Below are 21,069 nucleotides of genomic sequence, written 5' to 3'. Positions count from 1 at the left end.
TTCGGTTAAGCCCAGCATAATAGACTTAACGTTGACTGAAGAATTAGGCGTGATGACAGCAACCGTGACCTGTAATGATTGCGACCTAGCGCGTACCGATTACCAGTATGACATTGATGGTGTGCCGGTAGGGGAAAACAGCGCGTACTACACGCTTGTGGGTGATGAGAAGGAGCATAATATTGGTGTTACGGTGACCGCTAAAAACGCCTACTGCACTGTAAACAATACCGGTGTCAGTGGTGGCAATGCCTGTAAAACAACCGTGGGCAAAGTTATTGTTTCATCTAGTTATGTGAAAAGTGTTAGCGGAGAAGGAGCAGCGTTTGCTGCCCTATTCAATCATGGTGGCGTAGTGACTTGGGGATCTAGTGTTGGAGGGGGGGATAGTGAAAGCGTACAAGCTCAACTTACTGATATTGTTGCAATCTCCTCAAATGCTCAATCATTTGCGGCAATAAAAAGTGATGGTAGCGTTGTAACATGGGGCCGTGCTGAATACGGTGGTGATAGCAGCAGCGTATCAGCTGAGCTGACGTCAATTCGCTCAATCGCTTCAACTTACACTGGATTTGCCGCAGTAACTGACAGTGGTAATGTGGTTACTTGGGGGGACTGGGGCGGCGACAGCAGCGCTGTGCAATCTGAGCTCGATAATGTAAAAGAAGTGGTTGGTAATCGGCTGACCTTTGCTGCGATAAAGTTTGATGGCACAGTTGTTACATGGGGCGATGAAGATTACGGTGGTGACAGTAGCGCCGTTCAAGCTGAGTTAACCGATGTGAAAGAGATTGTTGGAACTAATTCTTCGTTTGCGGCCTTAAAAGCTGATGGTACTGTAGTCACTTGGGGAGACTCGTGGAATGGTGGAGACAGCAGTTCAGTTCAATCTGAGCTGGTCGATGTTGTTAAAATTAGCGCGACTAAACAAGGGGCTTTTGCTGCATTAAAAGAGGATGGCACTGTTGTTACATGGGGTACAGCTGCTGTAGGTGGGAGTAGTCATTCCGTTCAATCGCAACTTACGAATGTAATACAAATTAGCGGCACAGAGGCATCATTTTCAGCAGTAAAAAGTGATGGTACTGTTGTTACATGGGGAGATTCTGGAAGAGGCGGCGATGCAAGCACCGACCGGACAGACCTTATCAATATGCAATCAGTTACAGCAAACAATGGTGCTTTTGCGGGCCTAAAAGATGATCTCACAGTGCTGGTTTGGGGCAGTGACTCATTTGGCACCGATGCGATTAATTCTGTGAATAATCCGTTGCCAGGTGATATATCAGATATCACTAGCATTGTTGCTAATAGCTGGGCGTTTGTTGCGTTTAAAGCTGATGGCACACTTGTTGTTTGGGGCAATATTTCAGGTGGCGGCGATAGCAGTGCTGTGGATGCAGAGCTATTACCTCAAATGAAAAATGTGTTTAAAGATTTGTCTCTAAAATAAACAAAGTGGGAGGTCTTTAGTTTTGCTTCAAAGCTTGATGCCCTAAATTTAACAGCATAACTTTTCCAACCTAGCCACAATATTTTATTTTTTGTGGCTTTTTTTCGCTTGTGTATGCGCTCTATAACCGTAATTTTTACTAAATGTGATTACTTGCTCAATTTCTGTCTGGATAGATTTGCAAGCATAGTAAATATTTCAGTCCTATTCGTAATACCAATCAGTATAAACGGTCTAGACAATAAAAAGTTAGCAGCACAATTGCTGAAGTAATTTCTCTGCTATGTGAAGGTAGCAACGATTAGTTTAAATTCACATGGTATGGAGGTTAGTGATGAGTTATTTATAAATGAGTAATGAAAAAGTTACTGGACTTTATTTTTATGAAGAGTTCAATGAAATGTGGGTGTTATATACCAAGGAGATGCCTGAACGAATAAGTGGTATTGATAAACTAAAGTATTGTAAGTTGCTAAAACTAATTACTGAAACGGATAGGACAAGATATCAATTATATCGCCTATTATTGTTTAAGGTTTAATTGGCTGCTTTTTTAGCTCTCAATAGGAATTTAAACACTATTGTACGCTTTATCTATTGCTTTATTGTTTATTTTTAACTGCAAGTATGACTTGCACACAATGCTGAAATCGAGTTGGGAAATCGTAAAAACTCAGTTTGACCCACTTATGATACTGACCTTAAGTTGATGTTTTATTTCGCACGAAAAGTTGTCTGTATTTTTTCTTTGCTTAACGATTTTTATCTTCTTCGCTGCGTCTGTTTCATTTTTACGACTTCAACTCTATCTACAACTTCAAAATCGACTTCAACAATATGATTAATATGTCGATTTATACACCCGCTCTACGTTAAGCTTGCTGCCCATAAATAATCTAAAAGGGTTAACTCATTGAGTGCTAAAGCGACGGTAGTCATTATTGAAGACGAGCCAGCTATTGCAGACAATCTCATTCATGTACTGGAAATGGATGGTTTTAATGTTTGTTGGTTTGCAACAGGTGAACAAGGTTTAGCCTATGTTGCTGGCAACAATGTTGAACTGGTCGTGCTTGATGTTGGCCTGCCTGATGTGAACGGTTTTGAGCTGTGTAAAACCATACGCGAATTTTCTGACGTGGCGATTATCTTTTTAACCGCAAGAAATGATGAAATAGACCGGGTAGTTGGATTAGAGATTGGCGCTGATGATTATGTGACTAAGCCATTTAGCCCACGTGAAATGCTTGCCCGTATTAAGTTACGCATCAAAAAGCCGACCTTTTTTACAAGTCAAGTGGTTACTCCCGTTATTGATATAGATGGGCAATCAACAGAACCAAGCACAAACACAGGCCATTTAATATCAGCTAATTTTGATTATTGTGTTAATGGACAAATGCTTGGTTTAACCGCAGTTGAATTCAAGATCTTAGATAAGTTAATTAGCCACAGTGCAAATGTATTAAGTCGTGAACAGCTGCTCATTGCTGCCGATATCGCGCCGTCCGCTTCATATGAGCGCAATGTCGACTCACATATCAAAGCGATCCGCCAAAAGCTCAAACCTTTTGCTTTAGCTGATTCGATTCAAACCAAACGTGGTTTCGGCTATTTTTATAAACAGAGTCCAACGCTATGATGCGCTGGCCAAAAATCCCATTAGGGCTAAGACTCTTCTCTTTGTACTTTATCTTGGTCGGGATCACTGCTTACATGGTGAGCACCACTGTTATACAAGAGCTTAAGCCTACGGTTCGGCAAACAACGGAAGAGACGCTTATCGATATGGCTAACCTGTTAGCCGTTCTGGCAGAAGAAGAGGTTGCCAATGACCGGATTTCTGAAAGCCGGTTCTCTAAGTTACTTGCGGCTTACGGGCAGCGAGAGCCGCAAGCGCGTAGATGGGAGCTGGGTAAAAAAGCGCTCAACCACCGGATTTATATTACCGATAAAAACGGCATAGTGATTGCAGACTCTTGGCAACAAGATGTAGGCGAAGACTATTCACAATGGAATGATGTGTACCTTACCCTGCGAGGCCAATACGGTGCGCGCAGTACCACGGAAGATCCCAATGATCCTTTATCAACCGTCATGCATGTAGCAGCACCCATCTACCATAACAATTCGATTATCGGCAGCGTCACAGTGGCTAAAGCCAACCGCTCAGTACAGCCCTATATTGATATCTCTAAACGCAATGTGTTGTATTGGATGGTATTGATGAGTGGTCTAGTACTTATTGCGGGCGCTTTGTTTTCGTGGCGGATCCATTCAGCGCTACATAAGTTGGAAAATTACGCTGATAAAATGGGCCGTGGTGAAAAAGTGGTTAAACCGACATTCCGCGTTTTTTACGAATATGCCAATTTAAGTCATGCATTAGAAAAGATGCGCGAGCAAATAGATGGTAAAAAGTATGTGGAGCAATATGTTGAAACGCTCACCCATGAACTTAAAAGCCCACTGTCTGCGATAAAAGGTGCTAGCGAAATTCTGCAAACACCATTATCAACCGATAAAGTGCACCGTTTCTCGGCTAATATTGAGCGAGAAGCTGACCGCATGCAGTCTTTAATCGATAAACTGCTAGAGTTAGCCCGCTTAGAGAAACGGCCACAATTAGATTCTTTGGCGCCGATTAATCTTATCGATATGATTAACCAAATTAATCTCGCTTCAGAAGTGCGTTTTGTCACTAAATCTGTGGTATGCCAATTTGATTGCGCCTTATCGCTGGAAAAACTCAGCAATTCCTCAGTACTTGGAGACAACTTTTTATTTCAACAAGCACTGTTTAACTTGATGGATAACGCAATAGATTTTGTAGAACCAAACGGAACTATTGAGTGGTCACTATTACCTGTGAAGGACGGACTCCAGTTAGCTATTTATAATACCGGCCCGCATATTCCTGATTACGCTATGGCGCGCATTATTGAACGTTTCTACTCATTACCGCGTAAAACTGGCATTAAAAGTACCGGTTTAGGGCTTAATTTTGTTGAGCAGGTGGTCAAGTTGCATCATGGCACACTCAATATAGAAAATGTCTCGCAAGGCGTTAAAGTCACCCTTATATTGCCTTTGACTGCAAACTCCATCTAATCTCCATATTCGCTCCATTTAATCCCCAACTGTTGATTTTAAAATACAGTCATCAACAGTTGGAGAATTACCTTTGAAAAATATACTTAATAATCAGACCGTAGCGAAATTTGGATTTGTACTTTTGCTTTTTGTATTGCTGCAGATCCCTTTATCTATGGTGAGTAACTTGATCTCAGAGCGCTCATATCGATTAGAAGAGGTGCGAAACGAAATAGCGCGAAGTAGCACTGGTGAACAAAGGATTATCGGGCCTTTCATTAGCGTTAATTACACTGAAATGGTCAATCATGAAGGTAAGCAGTACTTTACTGAGCACCGTCAATACATTTTACCGGAAACCTTTAATTTTAATGCTGATCTGGAAAGCTATGCTAAATATCGGGGGATCTATCAAGCGCGCCTTTATAAAGCAGATAGTTGGCTAACGGGTACGTTTGACTTAAGCCCTTTAACACAGATTGGCCGAGATAAGATAAACAGTGTGTCTATGGTTGTTGGGGTTAGTGATAGCCGGGGCCTAATCAAACTCAATAAAATGACACTGGATGGAAAAAGTATTGAAATCCAGCCAGGCACAGGACTCAATCAATTTGCCCAAGGATTTCATACCAATCTTGACTTTACTCAGTTGTTAGCATGGAAAGATAGTACTTCTAACAACGGTTCTGCCGATATTAAGCTGCAGCCGTTAACGTTTGATTTTAATTTCTTATTGCAAGGAATGGAGTCGATACAAGTTACTCCGATTGGTAAAGTTTCAAATGTTGAAATGAATTCTCTTTGGCCGCATCCGAGTTTTACGGGGGATTTTTTACCCATTTCATCTGACATTTCTGATAAAGGCTTTAACGCGCAATGGGCTAGTAACAACTTTTCTTCAAATATTAGCCAACTGTTTGAACGTTGTATGATTGATTCTGGTCGTTGTGCAGAACTAGACCGTCGGCAAATGGGCGTTGATTTAATTGAGCCGGTTGATCATTACCTTAAATCCCATCGCGCTGTAAATTATTCATTGTTGGTTATTACTTTAGTGTTTGCCAGCTTCTTCCTACTTGAGCTGTTTCAAGCTCGCCTAATGCACCCAGTACAATATGGTTTTGTAGGCTTAGCGTTAGCCTTGTTTTATCTATTACTGATCTCTTTCAGTGAGCACACAGGCTTTAATTGGGCTTATATTTTGTCAGCTATCGCCTCAACAGTTTTGTTGAGTATTTATGTCGGCGGAATGTTGGCAAACCCAAAACAGGGCAAGCTGTTTGGGCTCTGCTTAATGGGACTTTATGGCTTGTTGTTTGGATTGCTACAAGCTGAAAGCTATGCCTTGTTGATGGGAAGTCTATTGTGCTTTGCAATTTTGAGTTTGTTGATGCTACTGACTCGACATATTGATTGGTATGCAAAAAACGCAGACCACTCAGTTATAAACAAAGACGTTCCGCCGGAGCTTGAGAATGACGGTCAATAAGATGCTGGTTGGCAAAATAAATGATAAACCGCTCGCGGCGAGAGAGTGTTACTTTGGGGTCAGCCCTGTAAAGGCATTAATAAGCTTGAGCCTGTTATTCGTGCTGGTCTTTATTGCACTCTTTGTTCGCGACACGTTTATTAGACCGATACTCGGAGATGTGCTGGTCGTGGTGTGGTTATATTATTTACTGGCGAGCTTTTTAAGGTTTACGACACGAACGTTAATCTTGATGGCGTTATCAATAGCTTTTAGTGTTGAGTTTGCCCAATACATTAAAGTACCTAAGTTACTTGGGATAGAACCTGGCTCTGTAATAGGTACCATTATGGGCGCAACCTTTGATTGGCTAGACTTAATCGCTTACATAACAGGGGCTGTTTTATGTGTGGTTATTGAGCGGCTATTAAACCGGAGAGTTACTGCCAAAACTTGTCGCTAAACACAGTGCGCAAAAGCTGAGCGGTAAAAAACTGATAGTACTCATCAGTATAAAGATAAAACCTAGCCAATATTGGCTAGGTTTTATCTGCTTAAGAAGCAATTCAATTAGGTTTGCAGAGGACTACTCATCGCGGTAATCATTGCCATAGTAGCTTGCTAACAAGACTTGCTTAAGCTCGGCAATGAGCGGGTATCTAGGATTGGCTCCGGTGCATTGGTCATCGAAAGCATCTTCAGCTAACTCGTCGAGTTTGGCAATAAAATCGGCCTCGTTGACCCCCGCTGCTTGGATTGAGCATGGAATGCCAATCGTCTCCTTGAGCTCATCAATTTTTTTAATGAGCGCTTCGACTTTTTCTTCATCAGTAATGCCTTCGCCTATCGCGTCTTCCAGTTTTAAATATTCAGCAATCTTTGCGTAGCGGCAAAGTGCTTTCGGTCTATCATATTGACTAAATGCGGCCTGCTTGGTCGGCATGTCTGTTGCGTTAAAGCGGATCACATTGCTGATCAGTAGAGCATTGGCTAAACCATGAGCGAGGTGAAACTCAGCCCCCAGCTTGTGTGCCATTGAGTGGCAAATACCTAAAAAGGCATTAGCAAATGCGATACCCGCAATGGTTGCGCCGTTATGAACCTTTTCTCTCGCGACAGGTGCATTAGCACCATGCTCATAGGCATCGGGCAAGTGGGTAAATAACAAGTCTAGCGCTTGCAGCGCCTGTCCATCACTATATTCGTTAGCCATTACGCTCACATAGGCTTCTAATGCATGAGTGACAGCATCAATGCCGCCAAAAGCGGTCAGTGACTTTGGCATGTCCATCACTAGATTTGGGTCGACAATGGCCATGTTTGGCGTCAACTCATAGTCGGCGATAGGGTACTTCATGCCGGTTTGTTCGTCTGTGACCACTGCAAATGGCGTTACCTCTGAGCCTGTTCCTGAGGTCGTTGGGATCGCCACCATTTTGGCTTTACGGCCAAGCTTTGGAAACTTATAAATCCGCTTAGTGATATCCATAAAGCGCAGTGCTAAATCGGCAAAATCAACATCGGGGTGTTCATACATAACCCAGATGATTTTTGCCGCGTCCATAGGTGAGCCACCGCCAAGGGCAATAATCACATCCGGTTGAAAGCTGTGTGCCACTTTAGCGCCTTGCTTAACAATGTGCATGGTTGGGTCGGCTTCAACTTCATAAAAGACTTCAGTCTCTAACCCTTGGGACTTGAGGATTTTAATGGTTTCGTCACAGTAACCATTATTGAACAAGTATTTATCAGTAACGATTAGCGCCCGTTTTTTATCGCTTAACTCTTCAAGTGCGATAGGTAAGCTGCCACGACGGAAGTAAATAGAAGAGGGAAGTTTATGCCACAACATATTTTCAGCTCGCTTAGCGACGGTCTTCTTGTTGATAAGATGACTTGGGCCGACATTTTCAGAAATTGAGTTACCACCCCATGAACCACAGCCTAAAGTGAGCGACGGCGCTAACTTAAAGTTATACAAATCGCCAATACCGCCCTGAGATGCAGGCGTATTAATTAAGATTCTGGCGGTTTTCATTCTAAAGCCAAATGCTTTAACTCTGTCTGTTTGGGTATCTTGGTCGGTGTACAAACCTGAGGTATGGCCAATACCGCCTAAGGTCACCAGTGCTTCAGCTTTATCGACCGCATCTTCAAAATCACTGGCGCGATACATTGCAAGTAGTGGGGACAGTTTTTCATGAGCAAAAGCTTCTGCGTTATCGATATCAGTCACTTCGCCTATCAAAACTTTGGTCGAGCGATGGACGGTTATTCCTGCCATTTCAGCTATTTTAGCTGCACTCTGGCCGACGATGTCTGCATTTAGTCCGCCATCTTTTAAAATGACAGACTGCATCGCTTTGGTTTCGGCAGCATTTAAAACGTAGCCGCCATGGCTGGCAAAGCGCTGTTTTACAATATGGTAGATCTCATCAACCACCACAACGGCTTGCTCAGAGGCACAAACCACCCCGTTATCGAAGGTTTTTGACATCAATATTGAGCTCACTGCGCGTTTAATATCGGCGGTTTCATCAATGACAATCGGTGTATTACCGGCGCCAACTCCAATGGCAGGTTTACCTGAAGAGTAGGCGGCTTTAACCATACCTGGACCACCCGTTGCTAAGATCAGGTTAATGTCATTGTGGGTCATTAACTGATTTGAAAGCGCGACTGAAGGTTCATCAATCCAACCAATAATATCTTTGGGTGAGCCTGCTGCAACTGCAGCTTCAAGCACAATGCGTGCAGCCATAGTGGTTGATTCTTTTGCCCTTGGGTGGGGCGAGAATATAATGCCGTTACGGGTTTTAAGGCTAATCAGCGCTTTAAATATTGCAGTCGATGTTGGATTGGTTGTAGGAACAATACCGCAAATGATGCCAACGGGTTCGGCGATGGTAATCGTACCAAAAGTAGGGTCTTCAGCAAGAATACCGCAGGTCTTTTCATCTTTATATTTATTGTAAATATACTCAGAGGCAAAGTGGTTCTTAATCACTTTATCTTCTATCACGCCCATGCGGGTTTCATTGGCAGCGACTTTTGCTAATGCTATGCGTGCGTCCGCAGCGGCGAGTGCTGCAGCGCGAAAAATGGTGTCGACTTGTTGTTGAGAGTAATTGGCAAATATTTGCTGGGCAGCCTTTACTCTCTCTATCAGCAGGTTGAGTTCTTGCTCATTTGATATTGTCATAATCGCAATCCTGAAAAAATTTAGCCAAACCGCGCTTGGCTAAATATTCTCCGGTGCTCTAGACTTCACTTTATGAATAAAAATTACACTTATCAAGGTCATTCTGCAGTGACTAAGGCCACATTTTCAACGAGAACTGTAATTTTATAACGAGTATAACTTAAGGATGTTGCGGTTTAACGTCAATGTAAAGCGAGTGCAGCAAAACTATTATTCAAAGTTGTGATTTAGGATAGAAAATCTCATTTTTGGTTTTAAGGGTCATGAGTTAGAGTAGCGCCACATTTTTAATGAACAAATAACGCCTTGGGCGCGTTGAGGGTAAGACGTTGGATTTAACACTCTACGTTAAATTTTTTCTCGGCTTAATTGCGATAATTAATCCATTTGGATTGTTACCGGTTTTTGTGAGCTTAACCAGTCATCAGACCGAAGCTGAGCGTAACCATACGGGTAAAGTTGCAAACTTTGCTGTGGTAGTGATTTTGTTGGTAACGATATTTGCTGGCCAGCATATCTTGAACATGTTTAGCATCTCGCTGTCGGCTTTTAGAATTGCAGGCGGTACGCTTATCGCAATTATTGCGATGTCGATGTTGCAAGGTAAGTTAGGTGAAGTAAAACGCAACAAAGAAGAAGACCGTGAAGCCTCGGGCATGGAATCTGTTGCGGTTGTACCATTAGCCTTGCCGTTAATGGCTGGTCCTGGTGCAATTAGTTCGGTTATCGTTTCAGCTGCTGAGCATAATAGCTTTGAAAACTTAATTGGCATGTCAATTACAGTGATCTTGTTTGGACTGCTTAGTTTTACTTTATTTAGAATGGCGCCAATTATCTTTAAGATCTTAGGCAACACAGGCATTAACGTGATCACCCGTTTAATGGGTCTATTGATGCTGTCTATCGGTATCGAAGTGATTGCAGCCGGTGTAAAAGGCTTCTTCCCTGGATAACTAACTTGTACTGATTAGATTACTGCTTGATAGCAAAGAAAAAAGGCACTCAAACGAGTGCCTTTTTTAGTTTTATTAAAATGAGCCCATTAGAACTCGCAATTAAGCTCCATCATAGAGGCTGATTTGGCACTAAAAAGATGTTGATGCAATCTAGCGGCAAATTCATCTGTCATACCGGAGATATAGTCGGCAATAACGCGATAGCTGTTTTCGCCTGCTTGCTCACTGGCGAGCCAACGTTCGCGAGTATTGAGCGGTAATAAGCGCTCAGGATCTGAGATAAAAGCTTCAAATAACTCCATCACTATTTGTTGCCCTTTATACTCGACCATTTGTATTTCAGGTTTGCGGATCACATACTTATAAACGAATTGCTTAAGCACATTGAGCGCTTCTGCAAAAGCGGGTTCTAGGGCTGCGTTATATCTTAATAGGGGCTCTTCAAACAAAGGGTTTTCTTGAATAGATATCGCAGTTACAAAACCATTTACCAGTGTGCCTATTGCATCTTTGCGCTGATGATGTTTGCTGGAAAACAACCTTTCGCTGATGGTGCTGAACTCGTTCTTTAACCAGTCGTCTTGTGTTTCTAGTAAGGTTAGGGTGACATCAGTACGCCACTGCGCCTCATTAACAATGCCCATTACAATAGCATCTTCAAGATCGTGTACCGCATAGGCAATATCATCCGCTAATTCCATGATTGAACAATCTAATGATTTATAGCGGGTACGTTTGTGTTTAACACCTTCCACTTCATGGCTCGATAAGAACAGTGCTCGATCATTTTCAGATAAAGGCGCAAGCACCCAATCTAAAATTTCAATGTCATCATCAAAAAGCCCTTTTACAGGGAGCCAATCACCCGGCTTTAATTGCCTAAAGTTGGCTACTGCCGGCTGTTTTTGGCGGCTAAAGAGAGCACTGAAAGGGGCGGGATACTTTAAGATCCCAAGCAATGTTCTACGGCATAAGTTCATACCATAAAACTCAGTGTAGGGTTCTAACCGAGTTAATATACGAAATGTTTGTCCATTGCCTTCAAAACCGCCTTTATCGCGCATCATATAGTTAAGCGCTATTTCGCCACCGTGACCAAAAGGTGGATGACCGATATCATGGGCAAGACACAGAGATTCGATAAGGCTCATTGAATCAAGAAGCGCATTGTACTCAGGCTGTTTTTGTTTAATTTGGGCACATATGCCAGTACCGATTTGTGACACTTCTAGTGAATGGGTTAGGCGGGTTCGATAAAAATCATTCATGCCGACACCGAGCACTTGGGTTTTAGCCTGCAGACGGCGAAAAGCAGCAGAATGTAATATTCGAGCTCTATCACGTTGGTAGGGGCTACGATGATCGTTACGCCTTTGTTTGTCTTCGCCTAAGCGTCTTTCATTCCAAACTGCGTCTGTCATATACATTCCTTTAATGGCTTAAAGCAGCTTATTAATATCGTCTAAATCAAGGGTAAAGCTGGGAATAAAACACTCGATAAAATAGTTTACCGCTGGGTTTGGATCGCTCTTGAGTCTTTGCTCCAAGCGTTTTTGTGCTGTGTTAAATTCAGTATTGCCTGCACGCTTTTCTTCTAAACATTTCAGGTACGCACAAAGGGTATCCGCTGACTTAACCAAGGCTTTATATTCGACATCGGCGTACTCGCTAGTGAGTAGCGCCTGATAATCCTCTCTAAATTCTTCTGGCACCATCTCAAGTAGTCGTTGTTCGGCAATGGCTTCAATTTTCTTATATTCAGCCTCTATCTCTTTATTGAAATATTTAACAGGAGTGGGGAGGTCTTGCTTATTTCGTATTTTATTTGTGTCACATATCAGGGGGGGCGGGGCTGTATACCATAAATAAAGACTTTCCCGCAGATTTAACTTGCTTATTTAACAACTCTACTGTAACCAGTGTCACAAAGCAGGGTGATGTAAACATGTGTCACAGCTATATTAGACTAGTGTAAACATGTGCCACTAGTATTCCAAACTTATATATCAACCAATATGCACAATATCAACGTATAACAATTTGGCTAATAAAACAACGGCGTTCTAGTTCACTTATACTAGAAGGAGTACGGATTGGTTCAAAGATAATTTTGCTCCTCGCTGCTAACGTAGCGAAAACAAACCATTGTGAAAACTACTGCGCCGTAAAGATGCGAGTGTTAGTCAGTTCGTTTGAATTGCTATTAGTCGTGACAGCTTGTACATCATGCACTAAAAAAAGATACAGTTCGTTATTTTGAATCTTGTTGAGCTTGACAAGCACTGCGCCATGCTTTTTTGGGGAATAAGTCTCTGATACACAAATTTAATATGGCATTATTTAAATTAGACAATATTAAGTTTTAAATGAATATCGCCAGTTAACAATTACAATGTAATCTTTTCTTCAGTTTATTGAATGCAGTGAATGAGCGAGTGTACGATGTGATTTGACGATTATGTGTTTCATGCATCTTATGTCTAATGCTATATGTGTTAACGTTTACCTAGTTTTGACTGTTTTCCAGTGGTCCTCATTCTGTTGCAATATCAGTGTGTGCAACTCGTATTTCAACGCGTCTGTTGTTGTTTCAGAGTTGTGTTTGTTTGCAAATTCACGCAATTCATATTCAGTGTTGCTGTCGGCAGACAATAAAGTTTGAGCGTTTTTTGCTCTTTATTTCGACTCGTGGAGTCTGGAAAACGACAATAAAGATTGTTATCACATAAAGATTGATCAGTTTCTAGCAATCTTTTGGACATTTATGAGTTGCAAATAACTTAATTTAAGCATGAAGAACCGTAAAACTAATTGACAATTAGTTTGAACTTAGGCGAAACACAAATAACTAATCGCCAACATATTCTTTAGTATGCATGTGAGCAGTGATTAGAGATAGAGAAGAAGGGTCGTTAAAAGTCTTGACATAAAAGCACTCTAATAAAAGTAAATAAATACTTATTCTATTATAAAATTCAATAGGTTGTGCTAATATCTCCATATGTTTATTTTGGCTTTGAGTTGATGACTTAGCAACAGCGTGATTTTAATATTAAACTGTCTAAATCAACTTTTAATGGCCTAATTACTGAACAGATATGTGTCGTTATTCAAGTGTAGCCTCATGTATCCTGATGCTTAGTATGTTTCAAATTGTTTTGGTGATATATGACAAACCGTGATACCCAGTTTTTACAAGACTTTGAGTGGGCAGAAATTCGACTAGCTACACTTGACCAACGACTACTGTTTGCAACAGTGAAACTACTACCCAAAGGAAGAGCAAAACCCGAGTTAATGAATGGGGTTGACATTCACCAGCTCCCGAGGAATGGAGGAACTCTATACTTTAGACGAACGGTCCTTACCGCTGAAGATGCAGTACGATGGTACAGAACCATAGACGAAACCCCACTAACCCCCGTTCCTTCATGTAGTTCAGATAGTGACCCAAAACTTGATGGACTACAAATCAGAAGCTCAAAGCTGATTGATGACCCTATTTGGCCAAATTTAGGGCTACCTTACGGCAATGGTCTATTTTCAAGTTTGGAGACTGTAGAGCCTGCTCCTTTTATTGGGAATACATCTTCGAGAGTTCACCGTAGGTTTGGTGATAACCAAGGTTTCGAAAGCCTGTTGAACGATAACGGTGCGTTGGCGTTTCTAGCCAGAAGGTTACACGTCAATCTCAACTCATATCAAGAGTATTTGGGTAGTGTTGTATTACTCGTTCCTGACCCCGTCATAAGCAAAATCGATAACTTCCTCATACCTAGAGGAGATGATAACAACGATGAATATATCTTTTACAGATTCGTACCAAGAGTTGGGCAAACTCTTGAGGGGGTGAAGATCATAACATTTGACGAGCGAGCGAACTTACTCTCTAGCTTTGAAGTACACGATATCCCAGAAAATGGAATTTTAAAAGTCAATAAGGGTAGTTGTATTGGTAAATATGGGTATGCCGTGACTCACCCTATTCACGGAATTTTAACGTACCACCAACCTTCAGGATTCCTAAGAGCTTTAAACCTAGGTATAGGCGTAGTTGGAGAGACAAGGAAAGTACGAGTACCTATAGGAGAATCTAAGAAAGCAAGCATGATTGATTACGAAGTAAATAGAACTTCAAGAAGTAATTCGAGATATGGTTATAAACATATCCCACCAAATGTAAACGTACGAGTTGGCAGTTCGGCCAGAGCACGCGAGAGGCTATCAGAAGCGGAGAGACTCGATCAAAAATGGTTTGGAAAAGGCGCACGCGAAGAAGCAATGGCATTTATTCGCCATAGAATTAGTAGAGCAGAAAACAGAATTATTATTGCAGATCCTTATTTTGGAATTCTTCAGATTCCTCAGTTCCTGCTTGCTATAACTAGTAATGATGTGAAAATTGAACTATTAACGTCTCGGCTAGCTTTTGAACACGGTATGCCAGCAAGTGATGAAGATAAGGAAAGCAATGCTCCATCAACAATTTTGAAAGAGAAAATACAACAGTTTCAATTCGAAATGGAGCGTATCAAGGAACAAGGTAACACTGACTTTGAAGTGATGGTACTAGCTGGAAAATCGCCCGAACTACACGATAGATTCTTAGTTGTTGATGATGATGTTTGGTTTATGGGTAACTCGCTTAACACTTTAGGAACTAGAGCGTCAATGGTAATCAAGCTCCCTAACCCAGATGAAGTACTCTCTGCATTAAAGGATTTTCATAACAAGTCAGAAAGGTTTTGTGATTATAGGAAAAAGTTTGAAAATGTATCTGGAGAATAACTGTGTTTAATAAAGTTGCTCCCAAAATCAGCTCTGTACAAAAAGTTACTAAACCTGAAAAAGAAATTCTTTGGTCTGCACAACAAGGATTTGGAAATTTAAGGAATGGGGATCTAAGTAAGTTTCCAGAAATGAAAGCCATAATTTCAAGAAAACATGCTGAAAAAATCAACCCTCTACAAACATTTTGGGCTACATTTTCTAGTGCACAAGAAAGACTATGGATTATTGATCCTTATTTCTTTAACCCTGAAAAAAACAAAGGCAGTAGACAAGATAGAATAAAATTTGTAATTGACCAATTACATGAGACTTTAGACGCTTATGATATAAAAATAATCACAAAGTCACATAACACTATTACAAATAAGAATGTTGATGATGATATATTGATACAGTTTAAAGAACATGCTCTATTACTCAATGGATTCAGAGTTAAGGGCCAAGAGAAATGTAATATTGATATTAAGTTTAACCTAACAACAAACTTTGACCACATACATGACCGTTTTGCCATTATAGATGATGAACTCTGGCATTTTGGTGCTACGGTCGGAGGGTTCCATTCCCAAGTCAGTGCAGCCTCAAGAGGGTGGGACGCAAGTGAACATGGCGCAATAGAGTTCTTTAATTTAGTATGGTCAGCTGAAGGTGCAGTAGGTAAAAAATGACAACACAATGGCCCAATGAAAAAAACAAAAAATATCAAGATGAATTTTTAAACCTAAGAAAAGATTTAATCTTTTTTATAGATAATTACGAGAAAGAGCTTGAAGAAAGACTCGATTTATTAGCTGACTTAATTATTAAATCTGGAGTTGAGTATAATGAGCTACATTCAGGGGTGAAGTCTAGCATTATTGATGTAGATGTTAATTATAATACAGAAGATAAAGTGGATCTAATTTCTACATGGATATGTGTTTTAGCTATTGTTAAATCTCCAACTTTAAATACTTGGTTAAACATAAAGAAAATATTCTATAACTCTAACAACATTAAATTTTGGCTTGAAGAATCGATCTTAGTACATACTGAAATCCACCCTGAAGATAAATGCTCATTTATAGCACTATCCGATAAGGTTATAAATGCTTTAGAAGAAAATGATAGAAGAATAATTTCCGAGAGACATAGAGGTACTTTAGAGAATGCATTACTATTTTGGGAAGAAACATCCGAAAAGTTGACAGAGATTTGGCGGGGACTGAGAGGATTCGATTCTTGGTCATATAGTGGTGAGTTGGTAGTATTTTCTGTACTTAAAACACTAGATAATGAACAGTTTATTCAAAGGATATCTAAATTCGAGAACCCCTATCTTGTTGATGTTTGCCTTTTCGCTATTGGAGTTGATAATAGCTACTCTTGTTGGGAAGAAATCGTAAAATTAGCTCCGCTTTCATTTGAAAAAGATGGAGAGTGGAATGGCTCTGTCCTCATGCCTTTGCTTCTAGTATATGCACTTAAAGGAATTCAGCAAGCAGTATACGGACTGCCTCATAGTAACTTATCACCCGAAGATGAAGCCAAAGCAAAAAATGAAATAGATGAATTAAATTCTCCTATTATTACATTGTTAGCACAAAGAGAGGACTCACATCCATTATTTGCACGCTGGTCTACTTGGCTAATGCATGAGCTCATGATATCTGGCAGCGATGATCAAGATAATGTAACGTCTGTATCTTATAGAAACAATTCACTACTAAAGGCAATTGGCCAATCAATCCAACTAAGCTCCAACTTTCAGTTATCGTCTGAGTCAATCCCAGTTTGGGAGCGTTGGGTATATAGAGCTGTACTCGCCTTACATTCATACAATGGCTTTATTACCCAACAAGAATGTAGTGACTTTATTGACGAGTGGAGCCTAGATTTTGATAGTTGGAATGATGATAAAGGCGCACAACTAATCGAAAGCTCGCGATTATTCAACATGAATTCGCAAGAAATTCCAAACAATTCAACTCACTTACTAGCATATTCGATTGCGATGTCTAACTCCCCGAGCTCAAATTGGATTAGATTATGGAATAACACAAGATTATTGAGGGAAATTGTTGAGTATGGAGATTGTCAAGATAGTAGAGTTGACAGATATAAAGGTAGTACTGAAGCTATACGTTTGATTTTACTTGGTTTTACTGTTGGTCTGGCCATTTTAGATCAGATGGCTCAGAGGTATATTGATGACGGGGGTATCAGTAAAGATGAAATTCTCGACTTATATCGTGCGCTGTTGAAAGCCGCTAATGAAATGAGAGAAATTAACTATTTCATTGATATAGACAAATGGGAAGATGCTTTACTTAGCTTGATTATTAGACGTTTACATTGGGAGTCAGGCGTTGGAAACATAGCAATTTTTAATTTGCAAGATACTCCATCATTTTCAGATTTGGTTAAGCAATCAACCTATGATGTCGTATTTTTTTGGAGAGTTATTGAAAACACATTGATATATCAAAATAAATTGGTAGATAGAATTGACCTACCAATGCAAAAGATTATCGACCTTGTTAATGATATTGAGCTTGTGAAAAATGCTAGTGATAAGAAATTTAGAATAAACTCAAAAACTATTGACGAGTTTAGTAAGTTATTCTAATTCAACTCTAATCTGACAGCTACTGTGCAACCGTAGCTGTCAGATTTAGTACTAATTTTTATACAGTATTAAATTATTTGGGATAAGCGAAGGATAGATATAACAAGATAGTAGTCACTCCAAATACGTAATGGGGTATTTCTTTGTTAGAGACTTTGGAAATGAGAGGTTGAATAGAAGCATTAATCACATTAGTGCTTCTATTTTTATTAATTTGTTAGGTTATGCTTTAAATTTGTCAGACTATGGTTATCTTATGTCAATGTATGCTTTCAGCGACATTTGGGGCGATTCCTTTTTTGAGCGTTTCAGTAGTCCCAACATGAGTACCGCTTTACCGGGGGGAAGGTAATCTTTTTTAATAATATGCGTGCGCATTTAATTCTTGAACCTCAGTTAGTGGCATATCTTAATCAATTATTGTCTCTTATCTGAGTAGGAGTGTTTATGAGTTTTCAGCAGAAGTTCTACTTACATGTAGAGCATGGGTTTACCAGCTTCATTAGTGTTACTGTACTAAAAAGTCCTGAATCGATTAGCGCTGTAACTACCGTCCATTTCTCTAATAACCAACGATTTACGAAATTTGATTTACCGTACAATGTCGCTGATTGGTCGATTGAACTGGACAAATCTACTGAAAAACAGTGTCGCCTAGCCCCAGATATTATTCTGAATGTAAAAGGAGTTGGTCTCGGTTCTCTAACTCGCAACGCTGTGATAGCAGAAGCTAAAATTCAATTTGCTGGACACTCTTTGCGTCCAGGTAAGCTGACTGAGAAAGACGGCAATATAGATAACTTTAAAAGACGACATCACTTCTACACAAATAGTGGCTTTAAGGTAATCTATAATGAGGATGAACTTTCTGGAACCATCGAATGTAATGACCTCTCCCTTTTAAATCCTAGTACCACCAGTCTTCGCAAGCACAATTATGTCGATACAAGCATCGAAGACTTTTTTGCAACAAAAAATAGTCAAATAGAACAGTTAAATTCAAAAATAAGAGTTCTGGAAGCTACTGCGGCGGCGAAGCCTGAACAGCATTGGATAAATGCTAAAAACTTCCTGATATTTGCCTTGGCAGTTGTTCTGGTGTTGAGTGTGTTTATTTAGCAAAGTAATCTGGAAGTATTTTCGTGTAAATTGTGCCGGTGAATTATCAGTATAAGATATGTTACATCGGGTTAGTTAGAACCCGTACAGAATACGACAAAGTAGATACAGAATAGAATTAATAGGGCAAGAATATGAGCATTAAACCAATTAAGACAGAAAGAGACAACAATGTCGCTTTTAGAGCTTATTTAAAAAAAGGCTGAATAATAACGATTTTCTAGGTATAAAGAGAGGCTAATTTTCAGGCTTTTCAGCGGTAAGGACGCCAATGAACGCACAAATCACCGATCTTCAGTTAGCTAAATCTCTCTCATTAGAAATATTTAATGAATACAGCATTGCGCTTGAATTCATCTACTCAAATCCTGATTACACACTATTAAAATTTAGAGAAACTATAAGCTCGACTGTTCATGCTTTGGAAGATTTTCATCTCGTACCTGAAAATAGTAATTGCAGCCTGATGAACAGGATAATTCGCTTAGAGGCTGAACATTTTATCGATGAGAACTTAGCTTCACACCTTCATTCTGTAAGAAAGCTTGGTAACCGAGGTGCGCATACTAATGAGCGGGGAGAAGGCGGTTCAGAATCTTTTGCCAAGCGTAAGTTAGAGCTGTCGCAGTTGGCCGTCGAAGCCCGAGTGCTGACGATTAATGTTATGAAGCAAGCTCTGGCTACAATTAATCAAGTTGCAGTCATTGACGATGTAAAATTAGTTGATGTTGGAGTTCAAGATCAGCGCGAGCTTGTATTTAATGCCCTCAGGTCACAATGCACTAAAATGAAACTCTTAGCAGGGATTGCCACTGAAACCGAATTAGATGAGCAGTGCGCCTCTATTTCTTTGTTAATTCCCAACGATAAAGCAGCTCATCTTCAAGGGATAGCCAATATAGCTCTTAGCTTTTACGAGTCGTCATATTCGTGCTCGGCGCCAGTAGATGATTTTATGCATCTATATCCACATGACGGTCGCTCGATAAAGGAACTTGAGAAGAGCCTTTGCGATCTTGAACCTTTATATCGATACGGAGCGTTAGCTATCACTGATGGCTTTCCTGAAGATATATCACAAAAAGGTATACTTTGTTTAGAAGCTGCCGCAAAGCGTGGGTATGGGCCTGCCGAAGCCTTGTATGGTTCTTTACTGTTTGAGCAGGAAGAATATGAGCAGGCATTCAAATATTTGTCTCAGGCGGTTGCGCGTGATGATACGACGGCGTTATGCACAATGTTTTATTATTACACAACCGGAAAAGCCTGCTTAGTTGACAGAGATAAGGCACATTTCTATATCATGAGGGCAATTGAACAAGATTGCCCGGTTGCAATGGCGCATCTCGGCATCGCTTACTATGAAGGGAAGGGGGGGGAACAGGATTTAGGCTTAGCTAAATTTTACTTAACCAAAGCATCAGATTTCGGGAATTTATTAGCGAAACGATATCTCCTAGTTCTTTTTACGGATATCACAGAACAATTTCAAAACCAATTTAAAGCTAGTACTCACAAGTTAGTGACTGAGCTTAATAAACTGACATCAAAGGCAGAACCGCAACGCAAATTAGCAAAAATAAAAAGAAACGATCTATGTCCATGCAGTTCTGGTGCTAAGTATAAAAATTGCTGTCTCAATAAATCTAAAGTATTGCCACATTCAGCTTTGAACTACTATTTTTGATTAAGCTTTGTTTAACCGATAGTAACTGGTTGTCTTCTGCTTTAAAAAGAAACAATTCAAAGACCTAATCTGTGTATCAATCGAATATGGCCGAGCAATTAGATAACCACGAGCAGTGTATTACTGATCTTACGTACAACAGTTTGATTCACTTATATGCAAGTGTTGCTGACAACACTCGTTTCACGCCGATTACAGGCCAGTAAAAAAAGAAATTAAGCAGATCATTAAATTGGGTCGTAAAAGTGTCAATCTAGAAACTGAAATAAACAAATTACATGATCGCGTATCTAAAATAGTTACGTCTCTATCTGATGCTCGACGTCTGTTCGATGTGTTGGAAGATTTCAGAATAGAGCACGAGTTAGAATCCCAGCTTTATAATGAAACTGCATCTACCGATGAAAACTTGCTTTACCTATTTCAGCCAGAGATTGAATCTGCATTTAATAGCGCGGGTAAGCAAATTTCTGAATTTCGAGTTGAATACAGTGGTGAGCTTTATGACACACGAGGTGAGTTGTTCGATTCGTACAACGCTTTCAATGTCCAGACTATGGCAATAATCAATAAGCACCAAAAGATAACTCTTCTATTGACACCGTTAAATTGAATTGTCGGAGTCTAATAGAGTTTGAGCAAATTTAAACGCGTTCTTGGACAAAACTTTGCCAGTAGTTCTAATAATTTAG

The 21,069-nt window shown here is 40.2% G+C and carries 14 protein-coding genes and 1 pseudogene; 12 read left to right on the top strand and 3 right to left on the bottom strand.

What is annotated here, in order from left to right; all coding sequences use genetic code 11:
- The 5 genes from AB4298_RS12850 to AB4298_RS12830 all read left to right on the top strand — a co-directional run.
- Nucleotides 1-1,453, top strand: a 1,453-nt coding sequence (locus AB4298_RS12850; protein ID WP_371987030.1) for an RCC1 domain-containing protein, incomplete at its 5' end; no start/stop codon positions are given.
- Between the two features lie 913 nt (nt 1,454-2,366).
- Nucleotides 2,367-3,095, top strand: coding sequence for a response regulator (locus AB4298_RS12845; protein ID WP_371987028.1), 729 nt, complete (start codon nt 2,367-2,369; stop codon nt 3,093-3,095).
- Nucleotides 3,092-4,564 carry a two-component system sensor histidine kinase CreC gene (creC, locus tag AB4298_RS12840; RefSeq protein ID WP_371987026.1) on the top strand — a complete coding sequence of 491 codons (1,473 nt, stop codon included), beginning with the start codon at nt 3,092-3,094 and terminating at the stop codon, nt 4,562-4,564. Before AB4298_RS12845 ends, creC begins: the two co-directional genes overlap by 4 nt.
- A 73-nt stretch (nt 4,565-4,637) precedes the next feature.
- A complete protein-coding gene (gene creD / locus AB4298_RS12835) occupies nt 4,638-6,035 on the top strand; it encodes a cell envelope integrity protein CreD (protein WP_371987024.1) in 1,398 nt (465 codons plus the stop codon).
- Nucleotides 6,022-6,477 (top strand): ribosomal maturation YjgA family protein, encoded by a 456-nt coding sequence (locus AB4298_RS12830; RefSeq protein ID WP_371987022.1) that lies wholly within the window; start codon nt 6,022-6,024, stop codon nt 6,475-6,477. The genes creD and AB4298_RS12830 overlap by 14 nt, the downstream gene beginning before the upstream one ends.
- Before the next feature lie 123 nt (nt 6,478-6,600).
- Here the strand turns inward: AB4298_RS12830 and adhE are convergent, their stop codons facing one another.
- Nucleotides 6,601-9,216: a bifunctional acetaldehyde-CoA/alcohol dehydrogenase gene (adhE, locus tag AB4298_RS12825; RefSeq protein ID WP_371987020.1), complete on the bottom strand. Its 2,616-nt coding sequence runs from the start codon at nt 9,214-9,216 to the stop codon at nt 6,601-6,603.
- A 329-nt stretch (nt 9,217-9,545) separates the two neighbouring features.
- Here adhE and AB4298_RS12820 point away from each other — a divergent pair, with 329 nt between their 5' ends.
- Nucleotides 9,546-10,169 (top strand): YchE family NAAT transporter, encoded by a 624-nt coding sequence (locus AB4298_RS12820; protein WP_248997193.1) that lies wholly within the window; start codon nt 9,546-9,548, stop codon nt 10,167-10,169.
- A gap of 89 nt (nt 10,170-10,258) precedes the next feature.
- Here AB4298_RS12820 and AB4298_RS12815 read toward each other — a convergent pair whose 3' ends face one another.
- On the bottom strand, nt 10,259-11,593 hold the full coding sequence (locus AB4298_RS12815; RefSeq protein ID WP_371987019.1) for an anti-phage deoxyguanosine triphosphatase: 1,335 nt from the start codon (nt 11,591-11,593) through the stop codon (nt 10,259-10,261).
- Between the two features lie 18 nt (nt 11,594-11,611).
- Nucleotides 11,612-11,977, bottom strand: a pseudogene (yfbR, locus tag AB4298_RS12810) (5'-deoxynucleotidase); the annotation flags it as partial.
- A 1,363-nt stretch (nt 11,978-13,340) separates the two neighbouring features.
- Between yfbR and AB4298_RS12805 the strand changes: the two are divergent.
- The 6 genes from AB4298_RS12805 (at nt 13,341) to AB4298_RS12780 (ending at nt 20,990) form a co-directional block, all read left to right on the top strand.
- A complete protein-coding gene (locus AB4298_RS12805; RefSeq protein WP_371987018.1) occupies nt 13,341-14,960 on the top strand; it encodes a VPA1262 family N-terminal domain-containing protein in 1,620 nt (539 codons plus the stop codon).
- Nucleotides 14,961-14,962: 2 nt separating this feature from the next.
- Nucleotides 14,963-15,631: a hypothetical protein gene (locus AB4298_RS12800; protein ID WP_371987016.1), complete on the top strand. Its 669-nt coding sequence runs from the start codon at nt 14,963-14,965 to the stop codon at nt 15,629-15,631.
- Complete coding sequence (locus tag AB4298_RS12795) at nt 15,628-17,571, top strand: hypothetical protein (RefSeq protein ID WP_371987014.1); 1,944 nt, start codon at nt 15,628-15,630, stop codon at nt 17,569-17,571. Before AB4298_RS12800 ends, AB4298_RS12795 begins: the two co-directional genes overlap by 4 nt.
- A gap of 447 nt (nt 17,572-18,018) precedes the next feature.
- Entirely contained in the window at nt 18,019-18,690 is a 672-nt protein-coding gene (locus AB4298_RS12790; protein ID WP_371987013.1) for a hypothetical protein, read from the top strand.
- A 271-nt stretch (nt 18,691-18,961) separates the two neighbouring features.
- The gene (locus tag AB4298_RS12785) at nt 18,962-20,377 is read left to right on the top strand and encodes a DUF4145 domain-containing protein (protein ID WP_371987011.1); all 1,416 of its coding nucleotides are present in this window, start codon (nt 18,962-18,964) and stop codon (nt 20,375-20,377) included.
- 232 nt (nt 20,378-20,609) lie between these two features.
- Nucleotides 20,610-20,990: a hypothetical protein gene (locus AB4298_RS12780; protein ID WP_371987009.1), complete on the top strand. Its 381-nt coding sequence runs from the start codon at nt 20,610-20,612 to the stop codon at nt 20,988-20,990.
- The last annotated feature ends 79 nt before the right edge of the window (nt 20,991-21,069 follow it).

Source organism: Shewanella sp. 10N.261.52.F9 (assembly GCF_041471165.1).
Lineage (GTDB): Bacteria > Pseudomonadota > Gammaproteobacteria > Enterobacterales > Shewanellaceae > Shewanella > Shewanella marinintestina.
This window is presented reverse-complemented; position numbering and strand designations above follow the sequence as displayed.

Excerpts from the sequence above, each read along its gene's own strand:
- creC (WP_371987026.1), top strand. The coding sequence starts at position 3,092 with ATGATGCGCTGGCCAAAAATCCCATTAGGGCTAAGACTCTTCTCTTTG.
- AB4298_RS12830 (WP_371987022.1), top strand. The coding sequence starts at position 6,022 with ATGACGGTCAATAAGATGCTGGTTGGCAAAATAAATGATAAACCGCTC.
- adhE (WP_371987020.1), bottom strand. The coding sequence starts at position 9,216 with ATGACAATATCAAATGAGCAAGAACTCAACCTGCTGATAGAGAGAGTA.
- AB4298_RS12815 (WP_371987019.1), bottom strand. The coding sequence starts at position 11,593 with ATGACAGACGCAGTTTGGAATGAAAGACGCTTAGGCGAAGACAAACAA.
- AB4298_RS12805 (WP_371987018.1), top strand. The coding sequence starts at position 13,341 with ATGACAAACCGTGATACCCAGTTTTTACAAGACTTTGAGTGGGCAGAA.
- AB4298_RS12795 (WP_371987014.1), top strand. The coding sequence starts at position 15,628 with ATGACAACACAATGGCCCAATGAAAAAAACAAAAAATATCAAGATGAA.
- AB4298_RS12790 (WP_371987013.1), top strand. The coding sequence starts at position 18,019 with ATGAGTTTTCAGCAGAAGTTCTACTTACATGTAGAGCATGGGTTTACC.
- AB4298_RS12785 (WP_371987011.1), top strand. The coding sequence starts at position 18,962 with ATGAACGCACAAATCACCGATCTTCAGTTAGCTAAATCTCTCTCATTA.